At 60.5% G+C, this 21,762-nt stretch carries 14 protein-coding genes; 9 read left to right on the forward strand and 5 right to left on the reverse strand.

What is annotated here, in order from left to right; translation table 11 throughout:
• Positions 1–104: 104 nt before the first annotated feature.
• A complete protein-coding gene (ispH, locus tag NZK35_RS27765) occupies positions 105–1,043 on the reverse strand; it encodes a 4-hydroxy-3-methylbut-2-enyl diphosphate reductase (RefSeq protein ID WP_259635783.1) in 939 nt (312 codons plus the stop codon).
• Positions 1,044–1,057: 14 nt separating this feature from the next.
• Here ispH and hpnC point away from each other — a divergent pair, with 14 nt between their 5' ends.
• The 4 genes from hpnC (at position 1,058) to NZK35_RS27785 (ending at position 6,920) form a co-directional block, all read left to right on the forward strand.
• The gene (gene hpnC, locus NZK35_RS27770) at positions 1,058–1,948 is read left to right on the forward strand and encodes a squalene synthase HpnC (RefSeq protein WP_259635784.1); all 891 of its coding nucleotides are present in this window, start codon (positions 1,058–1,060) and stop codon (positions 1,946–1,948) included.
• A gap of 2 nt (positions 1,949–1,950) precedes the next feature.
• Positions 1,951–2,931: a phytoene/squalene synthase family protein gene (locus tag NZK35_RS27775; protein WP_259635785.1), complete on the forward strand. Its 981-nt coding sequence runs from the start codon at positions 1,951–1,953 to the stop codon at positions 2,929–2,931.
• On the forward strand, positions 2,928–4,382 hold the full coding sequence (gene hpnE / locus NZK35_RS27780) for a hydroxysqualene dehydroxylase HpnE (protein ID WP_259635786.1): 1,455 nt from the start codon (positions 2,928–2,930) through the stop codon (positions 4,380–4,382). The genes NZK35_RS27775 and hpnE overlap by 4 nt, the downstream gene beginning before the upstream one ends.
• Positions 4,383–4,445: 63 nt before the next feature.
• Positions 4,446–6,920 carry an FAD-dependent oxidoreductase gene (locus tag NZK35_RS27785; protein ID WP_259635787.1) on the forward strand — a complete coding sequence of 825 codons (2,475 nt, stop codon included), beginning with the start codon at positions 4,446–4,448 and terminating at the stop codon, positions 6,918–6,920.
• Positions 6,921–7,047: 127 nt separating this feature from the next.
• Here NZK35_RS27785 and NZK35_RS27790 read toward each other — a convergent pair whose 3' ends face one another.
• The gene (locus NZK35_RS27790) at positions 7,048–7,611 is read right to left on the reverse strand and encodes a peroxiredoxin (RefSeq protein WP_259635788.1); all 564 of its coding nucleotides are present in this window, start codon (positions 7,609–7,611) and stop codon (positions 7,048–7,050) included.
• A 159-nt stretch (positions 7,612–7,770) separates the two neighbouring features.
• Between NZK35_RS27790 and NZK35_RS27795 the strand changes: the two genes are divergently transcribed.
• The 4 genes from NZK35_RS27795 to NZK35_RS27810 all read left to right on the forward strand — a co-directional run bounded on the left by NZK35_RS27795 (position 7,771) and on the right by NZK35_RS27810 (position 14,448).
• Positions 7,771–9,177, forward strand: coding sequence for a hypothetical protein (locus NZK35_RS27795; protein ID WP_259635789.1), 1,407 nt, complete (start codon positions 7,771–7,773; stop codon positions 9,175–9,177).
• A gap of 165 nt (positions 9,178–9,342) precedes the next feature.
• Positions 9,343–12,300, forward strand: coding sequence for a PVC-type heme-binding CxxCH protein (locus NZK35_RS27800; RefSeq protein WP_259635790.1), 2,958 nt, complete (start codon positions 9,343–9,345; stop codon positions 12,298–12,300).
• Positions 12,301–12,403: 103 nt separating this feature from the next.
• Positions 12,404–13,321 carry a metallophosphoesterase family protein gene (locus NZK35_RS27805; RefSeq protein WP_259635791.1) on the forward strand — a complete coding sequence of 306 codons (918 nt, stop codon included), beginning with the start codon at positions 12,404–12,406 and terminating at the stop codon, positions 13,319–13,321.
• Between the two features lie 155 nt (positions 13,322–13,476).
• The gene (locus tag NZK35_RS27810) at positions 13,477–14,448 is read left to right on the forward strand and encodes a Gfo/Idh/MocA family protein (RefSeq protein WP_259635792.1); all 972 of its coding nucleotides are present in this window, start codon (positions 13,477–13,479) and stop codon (positions 14,446–14,448) included.
• 5 nt (positions 14,449–14,453) lie between these two features.
• Here the strand turns inward: NZK35_RS27810 and NZK35_RS27815 are convergent, their stop codons facing one another.
• The 3 genes from NZK35_RS27815 to metH all read right to left on the reverse strand — a co-directional run bounded on the left by NZK35_RS27815 (position 14,454) and on the right by metH (position 20,156).
• Positions 14,454–14,621: a hypothetical protein gene (locus NZK35_RS27815; RefSeq protein WP_259635793.1), complete on the reverse strand. Its 168-nt coding sequence runs from the start codon at positions 14,619–14,621 to the stop codon at positions 14,454–14,456.
• Between the two features lie 88 nt (positions 14,622–14,709).
• On the reverse strand, positions 14,710–15,969 hold the full coding sequence (locus tag NZK35_RS27820; protein WP_259635794.1) for a DUF1559 domain-containing protein: 1,260 nt from the start codon (positions 15,967–15,969) through the stop codon (positions 14,710–14,712).
• 485 nt (positions 15,970–16,454) lie between these two features.
• Positions 16,455–20,156, reverse strand: coding sequence for a methionine synthase (gene metH / locus NZK35_RS27825; protein ID WP_259635800.1), 3,702 nt, complete (start codon positions 20,154–20,156; stop codon positions 16,455–16,457).
• A 295-nt stretch (positions 20,157–20,451) separates the two neighbouring features.
• Here metH and NZK35_RS27830 point away from each other — a divergent pair, with 295 nt between their 5' ends.
• Positions 20,452–21,693, forward strand: a complete 1,242-nt coding sequence (locus tag NZK35_RS27830; RefSeq protein WP_259635795.1) for a hypothetical protein — start codon at positions 20,452–20,454, stop codon at positions 21,691–21,693.
• Positions 21,694–21,762 lie beyond the last annotated feature (69 nt).

Below are 21,762 nucleotides of genomic sequence, written 5' to 3' on the forward strand. Positions count from 1 at the left end.
TGCCACCCCATCATTCTGCCTTCTTACCGTTTTGCCCCCATCGTTTTGCCCCCATCGTTTTGCCCCCATCGTTTTGCCCCCATCGTTTTGCCCCCCTCCCGACGTCACTTCGCAGCCGAGATCGCCCGCAACGGTTTCGGCAATGGAAATTCCACCGATTCTTCCCGCACGGTCGCCGTTTCCACGCTGGCATCGAATTCCCGTCGGAGCCAATCAACCGTCTCCTGCACCACCGATTCCGGCGCACTGGCCCCGGCGGTGATCAGCACCGTGTCGGAATCACGAAAATCGTCCCGTTTCAAATCGCCCGGCCCGTCGACCAAGAACGCACGCTTTCCGCGGTCGACAGCCAACTCACGCAACCGGGCGCTGTTGCTGCTGTTCTGGCTGCCGAGCACGACGACGACGTCGGCATCTTCGGATAGCGTCTTGACTGCATCTTGTCGATTCTGGGTGGCGTAACAGATGTCGCCTTTGGGCGGACTTTGGATCATCGGAAACCGCTCGCGCAACTTGGTGATGATACGGTTGGCGTCATCGACACTGAGCGTGGTTTGCGTCAACAGGGCGACCTTTGATTCGTCGGCGACCTCCAACGCCTGCACATCCTGTTCATCCTCGACCAACACGATCGCCTCGGGCGCCTCGCCCATCGTCCCGATCACTTCATCGTGCCCTTGGTGCCCGATCAAGACGATTGTGTAGCCCAATTTGGCGTACTTGATCGCTTCCAAGTGAACCTTGGTGACCAGCGGACAGGTGGCGTCCAGTGCGGTCAGGTTGCGCGCCGCGGCGGCGGCGCGGATTTCCGGCGACACGCCGTGTGCGGAAAACATCAGCACGCTTCCCTCGGGCACCTCATCGACCGAATCGACAAACACCGCTCCTTTTTGCTTGAACGTGTCGACCACGTACTGATTGTGTACGATCTCGTGATACACGTAGACCGGAGCGCCAAAATGTTGGAGCGTCAAATCCAACGAGTCGACGGCCATGTTGACCCCCGCACAAAATCCCCGCGGGGCCGCCAGCACAATTTTCATTGAATCAATCCTGAATGTCGTCCGGAACCACGCCGCCGATCGAGTTAAAACAAAGCCAGCGGTATTGCCGTCAGCTCGCCACGTCCCACTACGAAAACTTTCTCGTCGCCTCTATTTTACTGCCGCGGCGAATGCGACAACCGTTTTACAACATTTACGCGTTTTGTCGTACCGCCGACGACGTTGCAGACGAATCGGCCGACGAACGCACGGCCTTGGAAGGCCTGGACCGTTTGCAACAGCAGATCGACCGATTGTTTGCCGGCCAGACCCCGACGGACAGCCAGACCCCGACGGAGGGACTCTTCCCCGCCTTGGCCGACACCATCGCAACCTATCGCCTGGACAAACGCCCCTTTGATGATCTGTTGTCGGCGTTTCGGCAAGACCAACAGATCAAACAGTACGCATCGACGGCACAACTGATCGATTATTGTTCGCGTTCGGCCAATCCGGTGGGACGCCTGGTGCTGCAATTGGCCGATTCGCTCGACCCGACGACGGCTGCCCTGTCGGATGAAATCTGCACCGGACTGCAGCTGGCCAATTTTTGGCAAGACGTTTCGCGGGATCACGCGATCGGCCGGATCTACTTGCCCGCTGACGTTCGCAAGCGGTTTGGGGTCAGCGTGTCGATGCTCGGTGAACCGTCCACGCCCCCTGCCCTGCGTGGATCGCTCGCTTTTCTCTGCGAGCAGGCCGAGCACTATTTCCATCGCGGATTGCCACTGGTCGATCATGTCCCCGCTTGGCTGCGCAGCGACATCAAACTGTTCGCCCATGGCGGTCTGGCGACGCTCGATGCGATTCGAAAAATCGACTTCGATGTCCTGCGTGTCCGACCGGAAGTTGGGAAAATCAAACAAGGACTGCTCGTCGCCCGTGCCTTCTTCGGCAAACTGTAATCATGCGATCCGCTTCCATCACGACCGACAGCTACCGACGGGTGCGACGCATCTCGCGCCGCAGCGGCAGCAACTTTTATCGCTCGTTTTGGCTGCTGCCGCGCGAGAAACGCAACGCCATGTGCGCGCTCTATGCCTTCGCTCGGATCACCGACGACATCGGCGATTGCGATGAACCGGCGGCGCTGCGGACCCGCTGGCTGGATTGGTGGCGACAAACCACGGCACTGAACCTGATCAGCGACACCCCGGTGGACCATGTGCCGCTGTCCCCGGGATTGGCCGACGACACCTCCGATTGGCCGATCGATCTGTTTCGTCACGCCAAAGAAATCATGCCGGCGCTGCGCGACACGACGCGACGGTTTCAAATCCCCACTCGCTACCTGTTGGAAATCGTCGACGGCGTGCTGGCCGACCAACAGAAAACGCGTTTCGACACCTACGAACAACTGGAGCATTATTGCTACCTGGTCGCATCGGCCGTCGGGTTGGCTTGTCTGCACATCTGGGAATTCGACGCCCCGTTGCCCACGCGTGCGGCCGTCGATTGTGGACTGGCGTTTCAACTGACCAACATCCTGCGCGACATTTCCGAAGACGCCCAGCGGGGGCGGATTTATTTACCCCGCCAGCACTTTGCCCAACACGGATTGTGCGAGGATGATCTGCTGGAACCGCGTCCGGACGATCGCCTGGTCTGTCTGATCGAAGACGAAATCCGTCGCGCCAAGACGCTTTATGTCAGCGGCTGGCAAGTCTGGGATTCACTCGGCCCCGACGGCCGCCCGATGTTTTCGATGATGTGGCGGACCTACCGTCGACTGCTCGATCGCATCGCGGAAAACCCACGCGCGGTCGCGACGCGGCGCGTCGAACTGAGCACCGCTGAAAAACTCGGCCTCGTTTCCCAACACTTCCTCAAGCCGGTCTTTCATCGCCTGCCCGTGCCACCGACCGAAGTCACCGAGGCCGGCACGTGACGGGGCATCGGGTCGTGATCGTCGGCGGCGGGCTGGCCGGCATGGCCGCCGCCGAAGCGCTCTCGCGGGTTCATCCCGACGATCGAATCACGCTGCTGGAATCCAAACGGATTCCCGGCGGCCGCGCCGGTTCTTACGTCGACCCCGAAACGGAAACGGAAGTCGATTATTGCCAGCATGCCGCAATGGGTTGCTGCACCAACTTGATCGAACTGCTGGATCGATGCGGTTTGCAAGATCACTTCCGCCGCTACCAATCGTTGACGTTCTTGCACCCCGAGCATCCGCCGAGTCAATTCGCGGCGAGTCGTTGGCTGCCACCGCCGTTGCACCTCTTGGGAACCATCCACGCGCAGCGCTACCTCGCCGCTCGACAGAAACGCGAGATTCTCGGCGGGCTGTGGAAACTGATGCGGACGCCGCCGCGTGCGTTGGGGGACTGCCGCGCCCGGCAGTGGCTGGCCCAGGCTGGTCAAAGCGACGACAGCGTACGAGAGTTCTGGGACGTGATCCTGGTCAGCGCTTTGGGAGAAACGACCGGGCACGTCTCGATGGCTGCCGCCCGCAAGGTGCTGATCGACGGATTCGCGATCGCCCGCGGTGCCAGCGATGTACTGGTTCCCACCCTCCCGCTGGCCGAGCTGTTTGGACGCCTGCTCTCGGCAGTGCTGACCGGGCGAGGTGTGGAGATTCGATGCGGGCACGCCGTGGAGCAAATCACCCCCGAAGCACGTGTGATCACCGCATCGGAAGACCTGGATGCAGACGCCGTGATCTGCGCCGTCCCTTGGCACCGGATCGACAAACTGTTCGACCGATGGCCTGACGCGGACCGAAGTCGGCTGCCGGACGTGGACGCGATTTCGCGAATCCCCTCGTCTGCCATCACGGGGCTGCATCTCTGGTTTGATTCGCCCATCACGGCGTTGGATCATGCGGTGATGGTGGGCACGACCGCGCAGTGGCTGTTCCGTGACCCGTTTAAATCTCATCATCAGCCAGCCGCAAAATCAACGGGTGAGCCAACGCAACATTACTATCAGGTGGTGATCAGCGCGTCCAAGGAATCGATTTCGGGGTCCAAACAGGAACTGATCGACACCGTTTTGGCCGAGCTTCGACACGCCTTTCCGGCCGCCAGAAACGCAAGCCTGCTGCGGCACCGCCTGGTCACCGACCCGAAGAGCGTGTTTTCATTGCGTCCGGATGTCGATGCGATCCGTCCGGCTGCAACCACGCAACTGCCCTGGCTCTCCTTGGCGGGGGATTGGACACAAACGGGCTGGCCCGCCACGATGGAAGGCGCCGTGATCAGCGGTCGCTTGGCGGCACAAGCGGTCGCACAGCAGCTTGGACGCGATTCCAATCGGGACTTGGGCCCGTCAAATCGCTACCTTTCGCCCGGCCTGCCCCCCGGACGCTTCGCCCGCTGGTTGATCCGCCACGACTGAGTGTTTGCCACTGTCGTACGATATCACGCAGGACCGTCTTTTCTCCGACCGAGACCGGAACTCTTGGACACCGCACTTCCCAAACACATTGCCGAGCGTCTTCGTTGGATGGCGTCGCCCGAGGAGAGGGCGTACGAGCCCGGGGATTTTGTGCTGTACTGGATGCACAACGCGCTGCGTGCCCACGAGAACCCGGCGCTCGATGCGGCGATTTGCCTGGCCCGCCAAAACGGACTGCCACTGTTGGTTTACCACGGGCTCAGCGAAGAGTACCCGTACGCCTCGGACCGACTGCACGCGTTCATGTTGCAAGGCCATCGAGATGTGCAACGAGAACTGGCCGATCGAGGGATCGTGGCCGCGTTTCATCTGCAACGGCAAGGACAGCGCGGACCGTACCTGCGGAACCTGACGCGAGCGGCGGCCTGCCTGATCACCGAAGAAATGCCGGTGCAACCGCTCGTCAGTTGGATGGAACGTTTGGTCGCAACCTGCAAGACACCGGTGGCCACCGTCGACTGCTCCTGCGTCGCTCCGGTCACACTGTTCGACCGGGCGTTCACTTCCGCCGCTGAATTTCGCCGCCACGCTCAACCTCTCTACGACGAACGGTTGAACAAGACCTATCCCGAACAACAGGTCGACGTCCCGATGTGTGACGTGGAAGGACTCGCCTCGTCGCTCGGCCTGCATCCGATTTCGTTGCAAGACGTCGACTTGGCGTCCTTGATCGGCCAGTGCCGGATCGATCATTCGATCGCGCCGGTCGCGGACACACCCGGTGGAACCCGCGCCGGCTATGCGCGGTGGAAGGCGTTCAAAGAGCACGGACTGGCAACGTACCGACACGCGCGTCACGACCCGTTGCGGACCGAAGGCTCCAGCCGAATGAGTGCTTACCTGCATTACGGAATGGTCAGCCCGTTTCGGATCGCCCGGGAAGCGGCACAGCAAAACGCGGAAAAATTCCTGGACGAGTTGCTGACTTGGCGCGAGATGTCCTTTCACTACTGCTTTCATCATCGCGAGATCATTGACAGCCTGGACGCGGTGCCGGATTGGGCCAAGCAGTCGCTGTGCCGCCACGAGGAGGATCCGCGGGAAGCCAATTGCAGCTGGGAAACCCTGGCACGGGCCAAGACGGGACGTCCACTTTGGGACGCCGCCCAACGCAGCCTGATCAAACATGGCGAATTACACAACAACGTCCGGATGACGTGGGGAAAAGCGTTCCTACCTTGGCTCGACTCTCCCTCCCGCGCCCTTCAGATGACGTTGGATCTGAACCACCGCTATTCGCTCGACGGACGCAACCCCGCCTCCTACGGCGGCGTGCTTTGGTGCTACGGCCAGTTCGACCGCCCCTTCACTCCCGAGCAACCGGTGATCGGCAAACTTCGTCCACGCTGCGTGGAGGAACACGCCAGCCACATCGATCTGCAACGTTTTCACCGGCATGTCGATCGCCCTATCGCAGCAACGCTTCCCAAGGTGGCGGTCATCGGTGCCGGCATCGGCGGACTGACGGCCGCTCGGACGCTGGCCGATCACGGAATCGATGTCACGGTGTTTGACAAATCACGCGGCGTCGGCGGACGGACCGCCACCCGCCGTGCGTCGCACCCAGACGCCAAGGACGAACTGCAGTTTGATCACGGCGCCCAGTACTTCACGGCCCGAGACGCACGGTTCTGCAGACTCGTCAACAGCTGGATTCACGACGGATTGGTCGCACCCTGGATGGGCCGAATCGTGCACCTGGATGCCCAAGGCCAGATCCTCGGCGAAAAAAATGACACGCCCCGCTACCTCGGCATCCCCGGCATGAACGCCGTCGCTAAACATCTGTCCGAAGGATTGACGCTGCGGTTGGGGAAGACGATTTCGCGTCTGACCGATGCAGCCGGACAGTGGCAGATCGAAACGACGGAAGGTGAAAAACACGGACCGTTCGACGTGGTGCTGTGCAACTGTCCGCCCGCTCAAACGCTCGCGTTGATCGACGGCCAGACCGAGTTGGCCGAGACGGTGCGTTCGGTCAACATGCGTCCTTGTTGGGCCTTGATGATTGCCGACCCGTCGCTGTCGGATGTCCCCTATGACGGTGCGTTTGTCGATGACAGTCCCATTTCGTGGATCGCCAGGAACGACAAGAAACCCGGCCGGACTTCGCCCGCTTCGTGGGTCATCCATGCGTCGGCGGAGTGGTCGGAGACGCATGTCGATGATGACCCGGCTCGTGTCCTGCAAGCCTTGCAACAGGCCTTCGAGTCGCTGCTGGGTGAAACGATCACGCAGCCACTTTATGCAACCGCACACCGCTGGCGCTACGCCGTGCCAGAAAAACCGCTCGACCAGGAATGCCTGTTCGACGCCACCACGGGAATCGGCACCTGCGGTGACTGGTGCGGAGGCAGCCGAGTCGAAGCGGCCTATTTGAGCGGCATCGCCCTGGCCGGCACGCTGCTACGCCGCTACACCATCGACCGACCGCCGTACCACCCCGCACCCGCGAAACAACAACGCTTGTTCGCGTAGGTCACGCTGTGCGTGACATCTCAAGTAGGTCACGCTGTGCGTGACAGCTCAAGTAGGTCACGCTGTGCGTGACAGAAGGGCATGCACAGCATGCCCGACCAGAGAGGAGTGGCATGCACAGCATGCCCTACTTCAACGACTTGATCACCTGCTCGATCTTCTCCGGATCTTGCTTGGCGTTGACCGCGGAATCCTTGTAGGCGATCTTGCCGTCGAGTCCGATCACAAAGGTCCAGCGCTTTGCCGTGGCGGTTCGCAACAACTCGGTTTCGGTGCCATCGATGATCTTCGTCACCGTTTTTTCACCCAGCGTGACGGGAACCCCAAATGCTTTCGCGACCTTCCCGTCGGAGTCGGCCAAGAGGGAAAAATTCAACTGATGGGCCTTCTTGAAGACGCGATGATTCTTAGCCGAGTCACCGCTGACCCCGACCACTTCCACACCGTCGGCGGTGAACGATTCCATCTTGTCACGATAGCCACAGGCCTGTGCCGTGCATCCGCCCGTCATATCGGCCGGATAGAAATAAACGACTAGGATTTTTTTGCCGACGTGGTCGGACGACTTCCAAGTCGCATCGCGATCATCGATCGCCTCAAAGGACGGCGCCTTGTCACCGACATCAATCGCCATCGCTTCGGCGGCAACGATCGACAACAACATGCAAACGGAAATTTTGAAGCAACGCATCACGGGGAACTCTTTCTTGGGTGGGTGGGACAAACGGGCGGGAACCGAGATTGTAATTGATCTGAACGTGTCATGAGCAACGCACAACCGTGTTTCCGGCGAAGTGACAGGCTATGATGGAAGCCCCGCTCCCCACCGAATTCCCGCCGAGACGATTCCATGTCGACCAAGATTCATCGCCCCCGCCTGCACGCCCTCGTGTTTCTCGCCCTACTCGCGCTGAGTTGGCTTCCAGACCTTGCTGCCCGCGGACATGCCGCAGAGCGCAATGCCGTCAAGATCGCGACTTTCGATTTGGATGTCACCCCGCCGGTCGGTTCGATGATGGCTTACGACCCCGTTCGCCGCAGCGACGAGTTGGGATTGCGATGTCGCGGTCTGGTGATTCTCGGCGCCGACCAGCCGATCGTGTTGTGTGCGGTCGATTGGATCGGAATCGCCAACGGCGCCCACGACGCGTTCCGCGACGTCCTGGCGGCGGCCGCCGAAACGACTCGTGACCGCGTCGCGGTGCATTGCCTGCATCAACACGACGCACCACGCTGCGACTTCACCGCCGAACAGATCCTCCACCACGCCGGCGCGACCGATCTGGGCCCGTTCGAAAGCTCCTTCCAACGCGGCGTGCTGCACCAGCTTGGTCAAACCGTCACCGCCGCCCTGCCCCATGCCCAGACGATCACACACGCCGGATTCGGCACGGCCGTCGTCGAAAACGTTGCTTCGAACCGCCGCTTGCTCGGTCCCGATGGAAAGGTCAAAGCAACGCGTTACACCACCTGCCGTGACCCTGACTTGCGAGCCGAACCGGAAGGAACGATCGACCCCGAACTGAATTGTCTGGTGTTCTACGACGGCGACAAGGCGCTTGCTTCGATGACCTACTATGCCTGTCATCCGCAAAGTTATTACCGCACCGGCGTCCCCAGTCCCGATTTCCCCGGCATCGCACGGATCCTCCGCGGGCAAGACGTCCCCGAAACGATGCACATCCATTTCAATGGGGCCGGCGGAAACATCGGCGCGGGGAAGTACAATGACGGCGACAAAGCGAATCGGTTGATCCTGGCCGCCCGTGTCGCCGACGCGATGAAACGCGCGTTCGATTCTGCCGAGCGTTTCCCGATCCGCCCCGAATCGATTGCCTGGTCGGTCGCCCCGGTCGCGTTGCCGCCGGCACCTCATTTGGACCGAGAGCAGTTGCAAGCGGCATTACAGAGCCCATCGTCCGCCGACACCCAAAACGTGCCCGCCGACCTGGCTTGGCTCGGACGCTGCCAATCCGGTCACACGATCGACCTGGCGTGTCTGGCCGTCGGCGACGTTCGCGTGCTGCACATGCCCGGCGAGTTGTTCGTCGAATACCAACTGGCCGCGAAAACCATGCGTGATGACTTGCACGTCGCCATGGCCGCCTATGGCGACTACGGACCTGGCTACATCGGCACCGAGATCGCCTACGGACAAGGCGGCTACGAAACGAGTGCACGGGCGTCGCGCGTTGATAAAAGTTGCGAACAAGTCCTGATGGACAAGATCGCGCAGTTGCTCGGTTCGAAAGAATAAGAAATGGAATCCCACCGATGGCAAAGCGTCCCCGCGGATGAAACACACCTCACCGAGCTGAGCGCACCCAGCCGATCGCTCCACATGACATCCGTGGGTACGCCTTGCCATCCGTGGCCCACTGCCCTGCCCTCCTCATCCCATCCCATCCCAACCCGACGCATCATGATTCGTCTGTCCTACCGTTTGTTCCTCCCCTGCCTGGCCGCCCTGCTCTCTCTCACCCCCACCCCTGCGGCCGACTTCGCCGATCAATTGCCGCGGATCGCACCGACCGAACCCGGCGACACGCTCGATGACTTCCGGGTCGCCGACGGTTACCAAATTCAACTCGTCGCCGCCGAGCCACTGGTCAACAGCCCCGTGGCAATCGAATGGGATGCCGACGGCGCGCTGTTCGTTTGCGAAATGCGTGGCTACAGCGAAGACCGTGACGACAAGCTCTCACGCATCACGCGACTGATCGACACCGATGACGACGGCGTCTTCGATCACCACACCGTTTACGCCGACAATCTGCTTTGGCCGACGGCGCTGTTTCCCTACGACGGAGGCCTGTTTGTCGCCGATGCCCCGGACATTTTCTACCTGAAGGACCACGACGGTGATGGCATCGCCGATTCAAAGAAAGTCGTCTTCACCGGATTTTCGATCGGAAACGTGCAAGGCCTACTGAACTCCTTTCGTTGGGGACTGGACAACCGCATCCACTTGGCCTGTGGCACCGTCGGCGGCAAGGTACGACGAACCGATCAAGACGAATCGACGGCCGTGGAAGTCCGCGGACACGACATGGCGTTTGATCCGAAAACCGACGCGTTCACGTTGACCAGCGGCGGCGCCCAACACGGTATGTGTTTCGATGACTGGGGACGTAAATTCGTTTCCTCCAACAGCGATCACCTGCAACAAGTGATGTACGAAGATCGCTACATCAAACGGAACCCGTTGCTGGTCGCCCCCTCGGCCCGCCAATCGATCGCCGCCGACGGTCCGCAAGCCGAAGTGTTTCGAATCAGCCCGGTCGAACCGTGGCGCGTCGTTCGAACACGGCTGCGCGTCGCAGGCCTCGTTCGCGGCCCAATCGAAGGCGGCGGCCGCGCGGCGGGCTACTTCACCGGCGCGACGGGCGTCACGATCTATCGCGGCGACGCCTGGCCCAAAGACGATCACTCGTTGGCACTCGTCGGTGATGTCGGCAGCAATCTGATCCATCGCAAACGTCTGACGCCCGCGGGTGTGCAGTTGGTCGGAGAACGAATGGATGCGAAATCGGAATTCGTTGCCTCCAAAGACAACTGGTTTCGGCCCGCCCAATTCGCTTGCGGCCCCGATGGTGCACTCTCGGTCGTGGACGTGTACCGCGAAGTCATCGAACACCCCAAAAGTCTTCCGCCGGAGATCAAGCAACATGTGGACCTGACATCGGGTCGCCATCGGGGCCGAATCTATCGCGTCGTGCCCGACGGTTATCACCATCGGCCGACTCCCAAGCTGAACACGTTCGATACCGAGTCGTTGGCGAAGTTGCTCCAGCACCCCAACGCTTGGCACCGCGAAACCGCGGCTCGATTGATCCACCAGCGCCAGGACAAAACGATCGCCGAGACGCTGCGTCGTCAAGCCGGACAAAGCTCGTCTGCCCAGGGACGCTTGCATTCACTCTACGCACTCGACGGCCTCGGTTTACTCAAACCCGAGGATGTGACCGCCCGTTTTGACGATCGGCATCCCCAAGTCGTCCGCCACGCGATTCGATTGGCCGAGCGGTTTGCGTCCGACGAAGACATCGTCGGTGATCTGAAGCGGCTGGTCCGTCATCCATCGATCGACGTCCGATATCAACTGGCGTTTTCGCTCGGTGAGTTTTCGTTCCAGGCCAAGTCGGATTGGCTCGCCGCGCTGGCACTGCAAAATCCCACCGATCGCTGGATCCAGACCGCCGTGTCGAGTTCCACGGGCGGTCAACCGGATCGATTGTTTGCCGCGTTGTTGAAATCCGATTTCGTCGAACCGCTTGCCCCGTTCCTGCTGCGACTGTCCAGCCAAATCGACCGTGGTGACGAGACCGACCAGCGGCGTCGGTCGCTTTTTGCCTTGGTCAGTGCAGGGCATCATCCCAGTCTGCTGCCAGCGCTTGGGCGTTTGAATCGGGCCGATCGCCGGGAATTAATCGGCGGGGAACTTTATGGTCGCGCCGAGTCGCTCGCCGCCGGCCTGATCTCGATGGCGCTGGCCCAGGTTGCCGAGACGAAGCGTTCCGATGCCGAACGCGTTCGGGCGATCGGCTGGTTGACCGACGCACCCATTGATCAAATCTTTCCCACGCTGGTGAAGGTCTTGCGTCAGAGTGAATCGTCGGAGTTACAGTTGGCCGTCATCGGTGCATTAGACCGCAGCGATTCGCCCGAGTTGGTGGAGATTCTGTTGGAACCCTGGCCGACGTGGAGTCCGCGGCTTCGCAGTGCCGCCGGCGACGTTCTGTTTACGACTGCCAAGCGATCGGCCGCCGTGCTGGATGCCATCGACGCGGGAACGATCGACGCGGCTGACATTTCGTTGCCGCGTTGGAATGCACTCGCCTCCAGTCGCGATTCGGAATTGCGAAAGCGAGCCGAGCGCTACCTCGCGACAACCAAGGGTCCGTCACGGGATGCGGTCATCGCGCAGTATCAGGAAACATTTCAGTTGGCCGGCGACGCCCAGCGCGGTGCCGAGGTTTTTAAGAAGCAGTGTGCGGGCTGTCATCAGTCGGGCGACGTCGGGCACGCGATCGGTCCCAGTTTGGCTGCGGCAGCCACACGCGGCGGCGAATCGATCTTGACGAACGTGTTGGACCCCAACCGTGAAGTCAATCCGCAATACGTCAACTACGTCGTGTTGACCACCGACGGCCGGACGGCTGCCGGCATGATCGCATCGGAAAACGCCAACAGCATCACGTTGCGTCGCGCCGAAAATGTGTCCGACACCATTTTGCGGCAGGACATCGAGTTGCTCCGAAATACCAATCAATCGATCATGCCCGAAGGCTTCGAAAAAGCGATCCCGCCGCAAGCGATGGCGGATCTGATCGAGTACCTGATCACGAGTGTCAATACCAGTACCAGCGGGAAGCGTTAGCGACCGGCACCCCAGCGGGAAGCGTCAGCGAGCGGCACGTGACCAATCGTTTACAATCAACACCCACACCAACACTATGAATCACCCGAATCAGCATCCATCCATGAACCACCGAATCAGCCGCCGCCAATTCCAGGCGATCGCTGCGTCATCCACCCTCGCCTTTTCCGCCGCGGCCAATGCCCAGCCGGCTCCGCAACCTGCAACGCAAATGGCGTTTCTCTCCGACACGCACATTGACGCCGACACCCGTACGGTCGCGCGGGGCATTAGAATGGCGGAGCATTTGGAACAGGTTGTCGGTCAAGTCGTCGACGCACTACCCTCCGGATCGCACGTCATCATCAACGGCGACTGCGCCTATCTGAAAGGACTGCCGGGCGACTACGCAACGTTTGCGAAACTCGTCGCGCCCCTGAACAACGCCGGCCTTCAGCTGCACGTCACGATGGGCAACCATGATGATCGCGGCCCCCTCTACCAAGCCCTCCGCGATCAGCAATCCAACGACGTCGCGGTCGAGGACAAGCACGTCGATGTGATCCGGCTCGGCCAGGCCGACGTCGTGCTCTTGGACTCACTCTGGAAAGTCAATCAGGTCACCGGAGAGATCGGCCCTGCGCAGCTCCAGTGGCTGAAGGAATTCCTGGCCGCCGACACGCAGCGTCCGGTCGTCGTCGTCGGCCACCACAACCTGCAGTTCTCACCACCCGCTGGTGGAAAAGCCTATTCGGGCGTGAAAGACACGGCGGCGTTTACAAAATTGTTGGAGCAACACCCTCGCGTGAAAGCCTACTTCTACGGACACACGCATCGCTGGGAGAATCGAATGCTTGACGTCGACGCCGAGCAACTTCATTTAGTCAATCTTCCCGCAGTCGCCTACGTGTTTGATTCAAAGCAGCCCAGCGGATGGGTGCAGGGGACTTTTTCCGATTCTGAGCTGCGGCTGAGAATCAATACACTTGACAGGTCCCATCTGAACAGCGATGAAGAGCTTCGAGTTTCGCTGAAGGTCTAGACGCGTCGGCCCGCAGGACGTCGCGTTTGAGCTGGGATTGGCTTCCAGACCGACATCCCAGGATCGGTGAGGCTGGATGTCTTCTCTACCTTTCGTCCGATCTTTTCTCCGCGGCATTCGCCGCCAATGACTTCCTCGGAAACGCAAAACGAATCATGACGATACGCTGGGGACTGCTGGGGTGCGGCGATATCGCCAGCAAACGGGTTGCCGACGCGATCATCGCCGATGAACGCTCTGAATTGGCGGCCGCCTGCCGACGGACCGAACACCTGCTCCAGGACTTCGGCAAGCGCTTTGACATCCCCACGTTGACGACGTCTGCGAAGCAGTTGTTTGCCCGCGAAGACCTGGATGCCATCTACATCGCAACACCGGTCTACCGGCATTGCGGCCAAACGATTGCCGCCGCCCAAGCCGGCAAACACGTACTGGTCGAAAAACCGATGGCCTATTCGTCTGCGGAATGCCAGCGGATGATCACCGCCTGTTCCACGGCCAAAGTCACCTTGGGCGTGGCGTACTACCGGCGTTTTTATCCCGTCGTTTTACGCGTGGCCGAATTGATCGCCGACGGAACCTTGGGGCGTCCGCTTTCGATCCTGGCGACGACAGGCAATCCGACACGATTCCCCACCGAAGACTGGCGCGTCGTGAAAGCCCTCGGTGGCGGTGGCCCGCTGATGGACATCGGCAGCCACCGCTTGGATTTGTTCCTGCAACTGTTCGGAAGACCGCGACACGTCCAGGCGTCCTGCGCCCCTTCACCGGAACATGACACCGAAGACATGGCAACGCTGCTGATCGAATTCGAGAACCGGTGCCATGGCGTGTTGCAATGCTACTTCGGTACCGTCGATACGCCGGACCGTTTGGAAGTGATCGGCACCGACGGTCGAGCGACCACCGAAGACCTCAACGGCGGCGACTTGACGATCATCACCGCGGCAGGTCGCCGTACCGAGTCGCATCCGCCGCACGCCAATTTGCACGCCCCGCTGATCAGCGACTTCACCGACGCGATCCTCTCCGGCCGACCTCCGACGGTGACCGGTGAGATCGGCATGGCGACCAACGACATGATCGCCATCGCCTACCGCGAAACATCGGGCAACCGCGTGCGGTGAAGTATCTACTGGGCGTCGGGATCGACTTCTTCCGGCTCGGGGTTTTCATCGACCCACTGAGCCAATTCATCGTGTTCGGCGGTCGTCTCCACCGTGTCGGCTGAGCCTCCACAGCCGCCGAGCATCGGGGCACAGCACACCAAGACCATCGCACAATACAACCATTTCTTCATCGCAATCCTCAACGGGAAAAAAAGAGACTCTGATTCGTCAATCCAATCGGCGTGAACCAAACGCAGCTCCGGCTCGCCGGTTCGAGCTCTAAAACTCATCCGAGATGACTTCGGATGCGGCCCGCGTGCCGAGCGCTCCCCACAGGCCGAAGGGGCTTTCGCTGCCCGGCGAGACCATGTTCGCATCGATTCCGACCTGCGCACTGGTCTGGTCCCCCGCCTCGATGGAATCGGTGATGAACCGGACCGAACCATCGGTCAACAGGATGTGGCAGCCGCCCTGATGCCGACTGCTGGGTGGCAAGATGCCTGCGTTGAAATTATTCCAGTCGGTGCAGAGCGGCGAATTCGGGGGCGAAATTGTGGTGAACATCCCCCACAACGATCGGCTGTGCGCCCAGCGAAACCCTCGTTTCTGTTCGGCGTGGCCGCCGGGGCCGTGGGGGTTGGTGAAGGTGGCGGTTGCCAACCAAAACCGTGGTCGATCGGGATCAACGTAAATGTCGCATTGCTGGACGCCTCCGGGCAGCCAGATGGTGTCTCGTCCGCTCGGTGCCAGGGCAGCACGTGTCCGCACGTCATTGTCCCCCAGGCTGGTCGCGATCTCGCCGGCGGCGATGGTATTAGACAACCCGTCCAAGATGTCGCGGAATTTCGAATCAAAACGATGGATAAACACACCGCGGCACGATGCCTGTCGGTGTCGCGGGCCGGCAGCGCCAAAATCGGTCCCATTGTCGCGGCGACCTCCATGCCAGCTTCTCATCGAGTCACCCACACAAGCGATGTAATTCGTACGTCCTTGCGCCGGCAGTCCGACGCCAGGATCGCTCGGACAGCGAAACATCGGGATCTCCGTCAGCCATGGTTCATAACGCGCGTTGGCGTGCTGCGCAAGCGAACGGCGAGGACACGGTCCCATCGGGGGAAACACCGCTCCGGTGCTCGCGTCGGTCAGCGGATTTCCGATGCGGTCCCACAGCCCCTGCTGCTCGACATAGGGCAACATCGAAACCAACCAGCTGACTTCCAAGCGATCGCTCGACCGAGGTGCCGCGCCCGGGTTGGGTCCCTCGGGATTTCCGCCGTTCCCACTGGGCGTTCCCGTACCGTGCTTGGGCAACTGCTTGAACGCCGAGTGGTAGTTGTGGAGTCCGATCCCGATCTGTTTGAAGTTGTTGCTACAGCTCATTCTTCGAGCCGCCTCGCGCGCCGCCTGGACCGCCGGCAACAGCAGCCCCACCAGAATTCCGATGATCGCGATCACGACCAAAAGTTCGACCAAGGTGAACCCCGATCGTTGGCACGGACGGACGTCTCTTTCGCAATGACTTTTTCTAGCAACCATTACACTTTCCCCTGGAGCGCGTGACACCGAACGCCAGCGCATCCATTTTGCGGTGGCTTCCTACAACACCGATTGAATATAGCGGGGCCTGAAACACCCCAGTCGAGAAAAAGATGCAAAATATTCGCGCAACGAAGATGTTCCGCGCCGGAGAAAACAAACGTCCACCGACTGGGTGCACGGATCAGAGGTGATCGTTGGTGCGATCTAACGATCTGCAGGGGAGTCTTTGACGTCTAGCGAGGTTGCGCAAAGTCGCCGGGGCCGCGGCACTCGACCTCTACCTAATCGATCCTGTGAATGACCAGAAATGAAAATGAGTGACCGAGCTGGAAAACACAACTGGCATCAGCCGGTTCGCGCTGAGGCACGTGAAGGCTAACGCCAGACGGCGGAACCTGGGAACATGTGCAAGGTCATCGCATAACGTCCCACCGACGACGGCCCGGAAGGGGCCATACACCAGCGTGCTCCGAAGACCGCGTCTACTCCGGTTCGTATGCCAAGTTGGGCGTCAGCCACTTTTCGATTTCAGGGACCGGCTTGCCCTTTCGTCGTGCGTAGTCTTCGATCTGGTCTTTGGTGACTCGGTCGACGGCGAAGTAACGGGCGTCGGGGTGGGCGAAATACAATCCGCTGACCGCGGCGCCCGGCGTCATCGCGTACGAACTGGTCAGCTCGACCGTCGTGTTGGATTCGGCGTCGAGCAGATCGAACAACGTTCGTTTTTCGGTGTGGTCGGGACAGGCCGGATAGCCGGCGGCGGGACGGATGCCGCGATACGCTTCGTCGATCAACTGATCGGTGGACAACGTTTCCTCGGCACCGTAGGACCAATCGCGGCGCGCCTGTTGGTGAAGCATCTCCGCGAGCGCCTCGGCACAACGATCGGCGACCGCTTGGACCATGATGGCGTTGTAGTCATCATGCTTGGCTTTGTAACTCGCCGCGAGCTCGGCGGCGCCGATTCCCGCCGTGACGACAAACCCGCCGACGTAATCCTGGCGGCCGCTGTCGACCGGGGCCACGTAGTCGGCCAAGCTGCGGAAGTCCTTTTGCCCTTTGCGTTCCCACTGCTGCCTCAAAAAGTGGAAACGCGTCAGCTCGGTCTGACGAGACTCGTCGGTGTACAAGATCACGTCGTCACCATCGCTGGCCGCGGGCCAGAAACCGTACACCGCGCGAGCCTTCACGCTGCCGTCGGCGATGATTTGATCCAAGATCTTGTTCGCATCGTCATAGATCTTTTTCGCCTCTTCGCCGACCACCTCGTCCTCAAAGATCTTGGGATACTTGCCCTTCAATTCCCAGGTCATGAAGAACGGTGACCAGTCGATGTATTCACGGATTTCCGCGATCGAGACGTCTTGCAAGACGCGAGTTCCGGTAAACGAGGGTTGGTCGATGCGGACGTTTTCCCAATCGGTTGCGAATCGTTTTTCGAGCGCTTCGGCGTACGGCACCAGCTTTTGCTTTCGCTCTTTGAAACTCGCCACCAACTTGACTTGATCTTCCACGTTTTTGGCGATGAATGCGTCTCGATGCTCGTCGCTGAGCAAACGTTCGACGACACCGACGCTGCGGCTGGCATCGACCACGTGCACGACGGGCGATGGGTAGACCGGTGCAATTTTGACGGCCGTGTGTTTGGCGCTGGTGGTCGCCCCGCCGATCAACAATGGCACGCTCATCCCGCGACGTTTCATCTCGCGGGCAACGCTGATCATCTCGTCCAAGCTCGGCGTGATCAATCCGGACAGTCCGATGATGTCGGCGCTGTGCTTGACCGCTTCGTCCAGGATCATGTCGGCACTGACCATCACGCCCAGATCGATGACTTCAAAGTTATTGCACTGCAACACCACGCCGACGATGTTTTTGCCGATGTCGTGGACGTCACCCTTGACCGTGGCGATCAAAAATTTGCCCCGCGCCGAAGCGTTCTCCAGCCCCGCGGCGAGTTTTTCTTGCTCCATGAAGGGTTCCAAGTAGGCGACCGCTTTCTTCATCACCCGCGCCGATTTGACGACCTGGGGCAAGAACATTTTGCCTTCGCCGAACAGGTCGCCGACGACTTGCATGCCGTCCATCAAGGGACCTTCGATGACTTGCAAACAGCGGTCAAAACTTTGACGGGCCTCTTCGGCATCCTCTTCGATGAATTTATCGATGCCCTTGATCAAGGCATGCTTCATCCGCTCGGTGACGGGCGCGTCACGCCAAGCCAAGTCCTCGCCGGCCTTCTTCATGCCGGTTCCCTTGAACGTCTCGGCCAGCTCCAGCAATCGATCGGTCGCATCACTGCGGCGATTGAGCAGCACGTCCTCGACGTGCTCGAGTAGATCCTTGGGGATCTCCTCATAGACTTCCAACTGGCCGGCATTGACGATGCCCATGTCCAATCCGGCTTCGATGGCGTGATACAAAAACGCGCTGTGCATCGCCTCGCGGACGCGATCGTTGCCGCGGAAGGAAAAGCTGATGTTGCTCACACCGCCGCTGGTTTTCGCCCCCGGGCATTCCCGTTTGATCCGGCGGATCGCGTTGATAAAGTCGACCGCGTAGTTGTCGTGTTCGGAGATCCCGGTGGCGACGGTCAGAATGTTAGGGTCAAAGATGATGTCTTCGGGCGGAAAGTGGACTTGATCGACCAAGATTTCGTAGGCGCGTTTACAAATCCGCACCTTCTCGTCCTCGGTCGCCGCTTGGCCTTTTTCGTCGAACGCCATCACGACCGCCGCGGCACCGTATTGCCGGACCAGTTTGGCGCGTTCGATGAACTTTTCTTCGCCGTCCTTGAGCGAGATCGAATTGACGATCGCTTTGCCTTGGACGTTTTGCAGCCCCGCTTCGATGACTTCCCACTTGCTGCTGTCGATCATCACGGGCACCGACGCGGTCACGTCATCGCCGGAGATCAGCCTCAAGAAACGGACCATCGCCTCGGCACCGTCCAACAGTGCGTCGTCGAAGTTGATGTCGATGATCGTCGCGCCGTTCTCGACTTGCTCGCGGGCGACTTCGACGGCGGTGTCGTAGTCCTCGTCGCGGATCAGTCGAGCAAACTTGCGGCTGCCGGTGACATTGGTTCGCTCACCGATCATCGTGAAGGGCACTTCGGGCCGCATCACCATCGGCAACAAACCGGACAACCGGGTGTAGACCGGCCCGGGAGTTTCCTGCTTCGGTTTCAGCCCCGCGACACGTTCGGCCATCGCACGGATGTGGTCCGGCGTGGTGCCACAGCAGCCGCCCAAAATATTGATCCACCCGTTGTCGGCAAATTCGCCGACGATGTCCGCCATCGCCTTGGGACCGAGATCGAACTCGCCCATTTCGTTGGGTAACCCGGCGTTGGGGTGACAACTGATCGGAATTCCTGCGACATGCGACAAAGCTTCGATGTGGGGACGCATCACATCCGGGCCGAGGGCACAGTTCATGCCGACCGACAGCAGTGGAAAATGCTCCAGCGCCGTGAAGAACGCTTCGACCGACTGACCGCTGACGAACGTGCGGCCGCCCTTGTCAAACGTGCCGCTGACCATCACGGGGACGCGGCGTCCACCGGCGTTGAAAAAATCTTGGATCGCGAACAGACAGGATTTCAAATTCAACGTGTCGATCGCCGTCTCCGGCAGCAGAATGTCGACACCGGCATTGACCAGCGATTCGACCTGGGCGCGATAACTGGCACGCATCGCTTCGAAGGTCGTGGGGCGAAAGGCCGGATCGTCGACTTTCGTGCTGATCGCCAGCTGCATGGTCGTCGGACCGATCGAACCGGCGACGAAACGAGGCTTGTCGGGTGTTCGCTCGGTCCACTCGTCGGCCGCTTTCCGTGCACAGGCGACCGCCGCACGGTTGATTTCATCGACCAGCTCCAGCGGCAGATCAAACTCCACCATGCCCACCGGTGAGGCACCGAAGGAGTTGGTTTCGACGATGTCCGACCCGGCCTCGAAATAGGCCCGGTGGATATCCGTGATCTTTTCGGGGTGCGTCAGACACAGAATGTCGGAAAAATTCTTCAGATCCTTGTGGTGATCGGCGAACCGATCCCCCCGCACGCCCGCTTCATCCAGCCCCAATCGCTGGATCATGGTCCCCATCGCCCCGTCCAGGAGCAGAATGCGGTCGCGAACGAGTTCGGAGAGGAGATCGGCGGTCGAATTGGCTTGCAGCATCATAAAAATCGCTAAGGAGTGTGGACTCTTCGAGCCCGTATTCTGGTGGTCCGGCAGAAATTCACAAGGCGAACCGCGAAAGTCGGCGAGAAGACGACATTCAGCCTTGCCGTAACCGCGCAAGTTTGACTATTCCGCAAAAGCCTGAAGACAGACACAGAGAAACACCGATGAAGCCTTACCAGGGCCGGTCGGTGGTCCCCAGGTGAAACGGTTCCACGGATGGGCCGATTTCGGGGTTTTTCTGACTTTCTTGTGCCGAACAGGCGTGGAAACTCGCTGCGGAAAATCACTGATGGATCAGGAACGAGACACGACCAATAACGCCAAACGTTCGCGACCGGGACGCTTTCGGGCCGAGAAATCGCCGAAAGTGGCTCGTCCGAGCAACGCGCCGCAAACGCCAGCCCCCTGCTACCGGGGCAAATTCCAGGAAATCCCCGAACCGACGGCCGAACACGTGGCCTCGGCGGCTGATCTCCTGCCCACGCTGTTTGAACTACCCGATCGTACGCCAGAAGGCTTGCAGCGAAAACGCGACGATCGACGGTTCGCGATCCACGACGCCCACAGCGGGCCGCCGGCCAGTCACGTCGACCCACCGTCAGGAAACCACAGCGATCTCAGCCGCTCTGGACCGAACTCGCCAGACGACTCGGATTCTGTGATGCCCGGCGGATCTGCGATGCCCGGCGGATCTGCGATGCCCGGCGGATCTGCGATGCCCGGTGGCGTCGGCCGGCGTTCCGATTCGGATCCATCCCCGCTCGAACCACCATTGGACAGCCGCGAATCCCCGGACGAATCGCGCATCGCAGCCTACCGCGACGAATCCATGAATTGGGCCACCGCCAAAGCGTCCTGGGCGACACGTTCGGCCATCGTGATGCTGGTGTTGCTGATGGTCACCCTGGCCTTCTTTTCCGGACGCGGATTCAACAAGACCGGAACGTCCGAAGACCCATCTCGCATGACCGATGTCGACGCCGACGACCTGGGTGAAACCATCGTCGTGATCACCGAAGACATTCAAGTGATGGATGATTCGGCCGCCGCAGAACCACCGCAGACCGATCCGGAGCATGCCGCGTCCACACAGATCGCAGGGGAATCCCACGCCGCCGACATTCCCACCGAAACCGTCGATGCCCCACTCAGCTCGATCGCCGACGCACCAGCAGCGGCGGGCATGCTTGGCGAGCCCTCGGCGGCCCTACCGGGGGAATTCGACGTGGCCAACCAAGGCTTCCCGCCAGCCCCATCGGCAAGCGAAGCCCCCAACATTCCGCCAAGCTTTGATTCCAATCAGTCAGTCGTCGCGTTCCGCAGTGGCGAATCGCCGAATGTTCCACCGACCGCCGCAATCGATATCGATTCCGATCCCCTGCCCGCCGGAAAACTGCCCGCCGGAAAACTGCCCGCCGGAATGGAAGACCGCTTACGGCTGGAAGATGGCCTGCGGTACAGCGACACGCCGTATGCGATCGGCAACTTTTTGGAAATTTTGAAAGTCTGGGAAGACTCCGAACAGCCGTGAGCCCATCGCTTCGTCGTCCGACGCAGCCGAAAAGCCAATCTGACCGTGCAGCACCTGCAGTAGCGACCT

It is taken from the genome of Stieleria sedimenti (assembly GCF_025060895.1).
Lineage (GTDB): Bacteria > Planctomycetota > Planctomycetia > Pirellulales > Pirellulaceae > Stieleria > Stieleria sedimenti.

Bases quoted from the DNA above. Each gene is read 5' to 3' on its own strand.
- ispH (WP_259635783.1), bottom strand. From the start codon at position 1,043: ATGAAAATTGTGCTGGCGGCCCCGCGGGGATTTTGTGCGGGGGTCAAC.
- hpnC (WP_259635784.1), top strand. From the start codon at position 1,058: ATGTCGTCCGGAACCACGCCGCCGATCGAGTTAAAACAAAGCCAGCGG.
- NZK35_RS27775 (WP_259635785.1), top strand. From the start codon at position 1,951: ATGCGATCCGCTTCCATCACGACCGACAGCTACCGACGGGTGCGACGC.
- NZK35_RS27790 (WP_259635788.1), bottom strand. From the start codon at position 7,611: ATGCGTTGCTTCAAAATTTCCGTTTGCATGTTGTTGTCGATCGTTGCC.
- NZK35_RS27795 (WP_259635789.1), top strand. From the start codon at position 7,771: ATGTCGACCAAGATTCATCGCCCCCGCCTGCACGCCCTCGTGTTTCTC.
- NZK35_RS27800 (WP_259635790.1), top strand. From the start codon at position 9,343: ATGATTCGTCTGTCCTACCGTTTGTTCCTCCCCTGCCTGGCCGCCCTG.
- NZK35_RS27805 (WP_259635791.1), top strand. From the start codon at position 12,404: ATGAACCACCGAATCAGCCGCCGCCAATTCCAGGCGATCGCTGCGTCA.
- NZK35_RS27810 (WP_259635792.1), top strand. From the start codon at position 13,477: ATGACGATACGCTGGGGACTGCTGGGGTGCGGCGATATCGCCAGCAAA.
- NZK35_RS27815 (WP_259635793.1), bottom strand. From the start codon at position 14,621: ATGAAGAAATGGTTGTATTGTGCGATGGTCTTGGTGTGCTGTGCCCCG.
- NZK35_RS27820 (WP_259635794.1), bottom strand. From the start codon at position 15,969: ATGGTTGCTAGAAAAAGTCATTGCGAAAGAGACGTCCGTCCGTGCCAA.
- metH (WP_259635800.1), bottom strand. From the start codon at position 20,156: ATGCTGCAAGCCAATTCGACCGCCGATCTCCTCTCCGAACTCGTTCGC.
- NZK35_RS27830 (WP_259635795.1), top strand. From the start codon at position 20,452: ATGGATCAGGAACGAGACACGACCAATAACGCCAAACGTTCGCGACCG.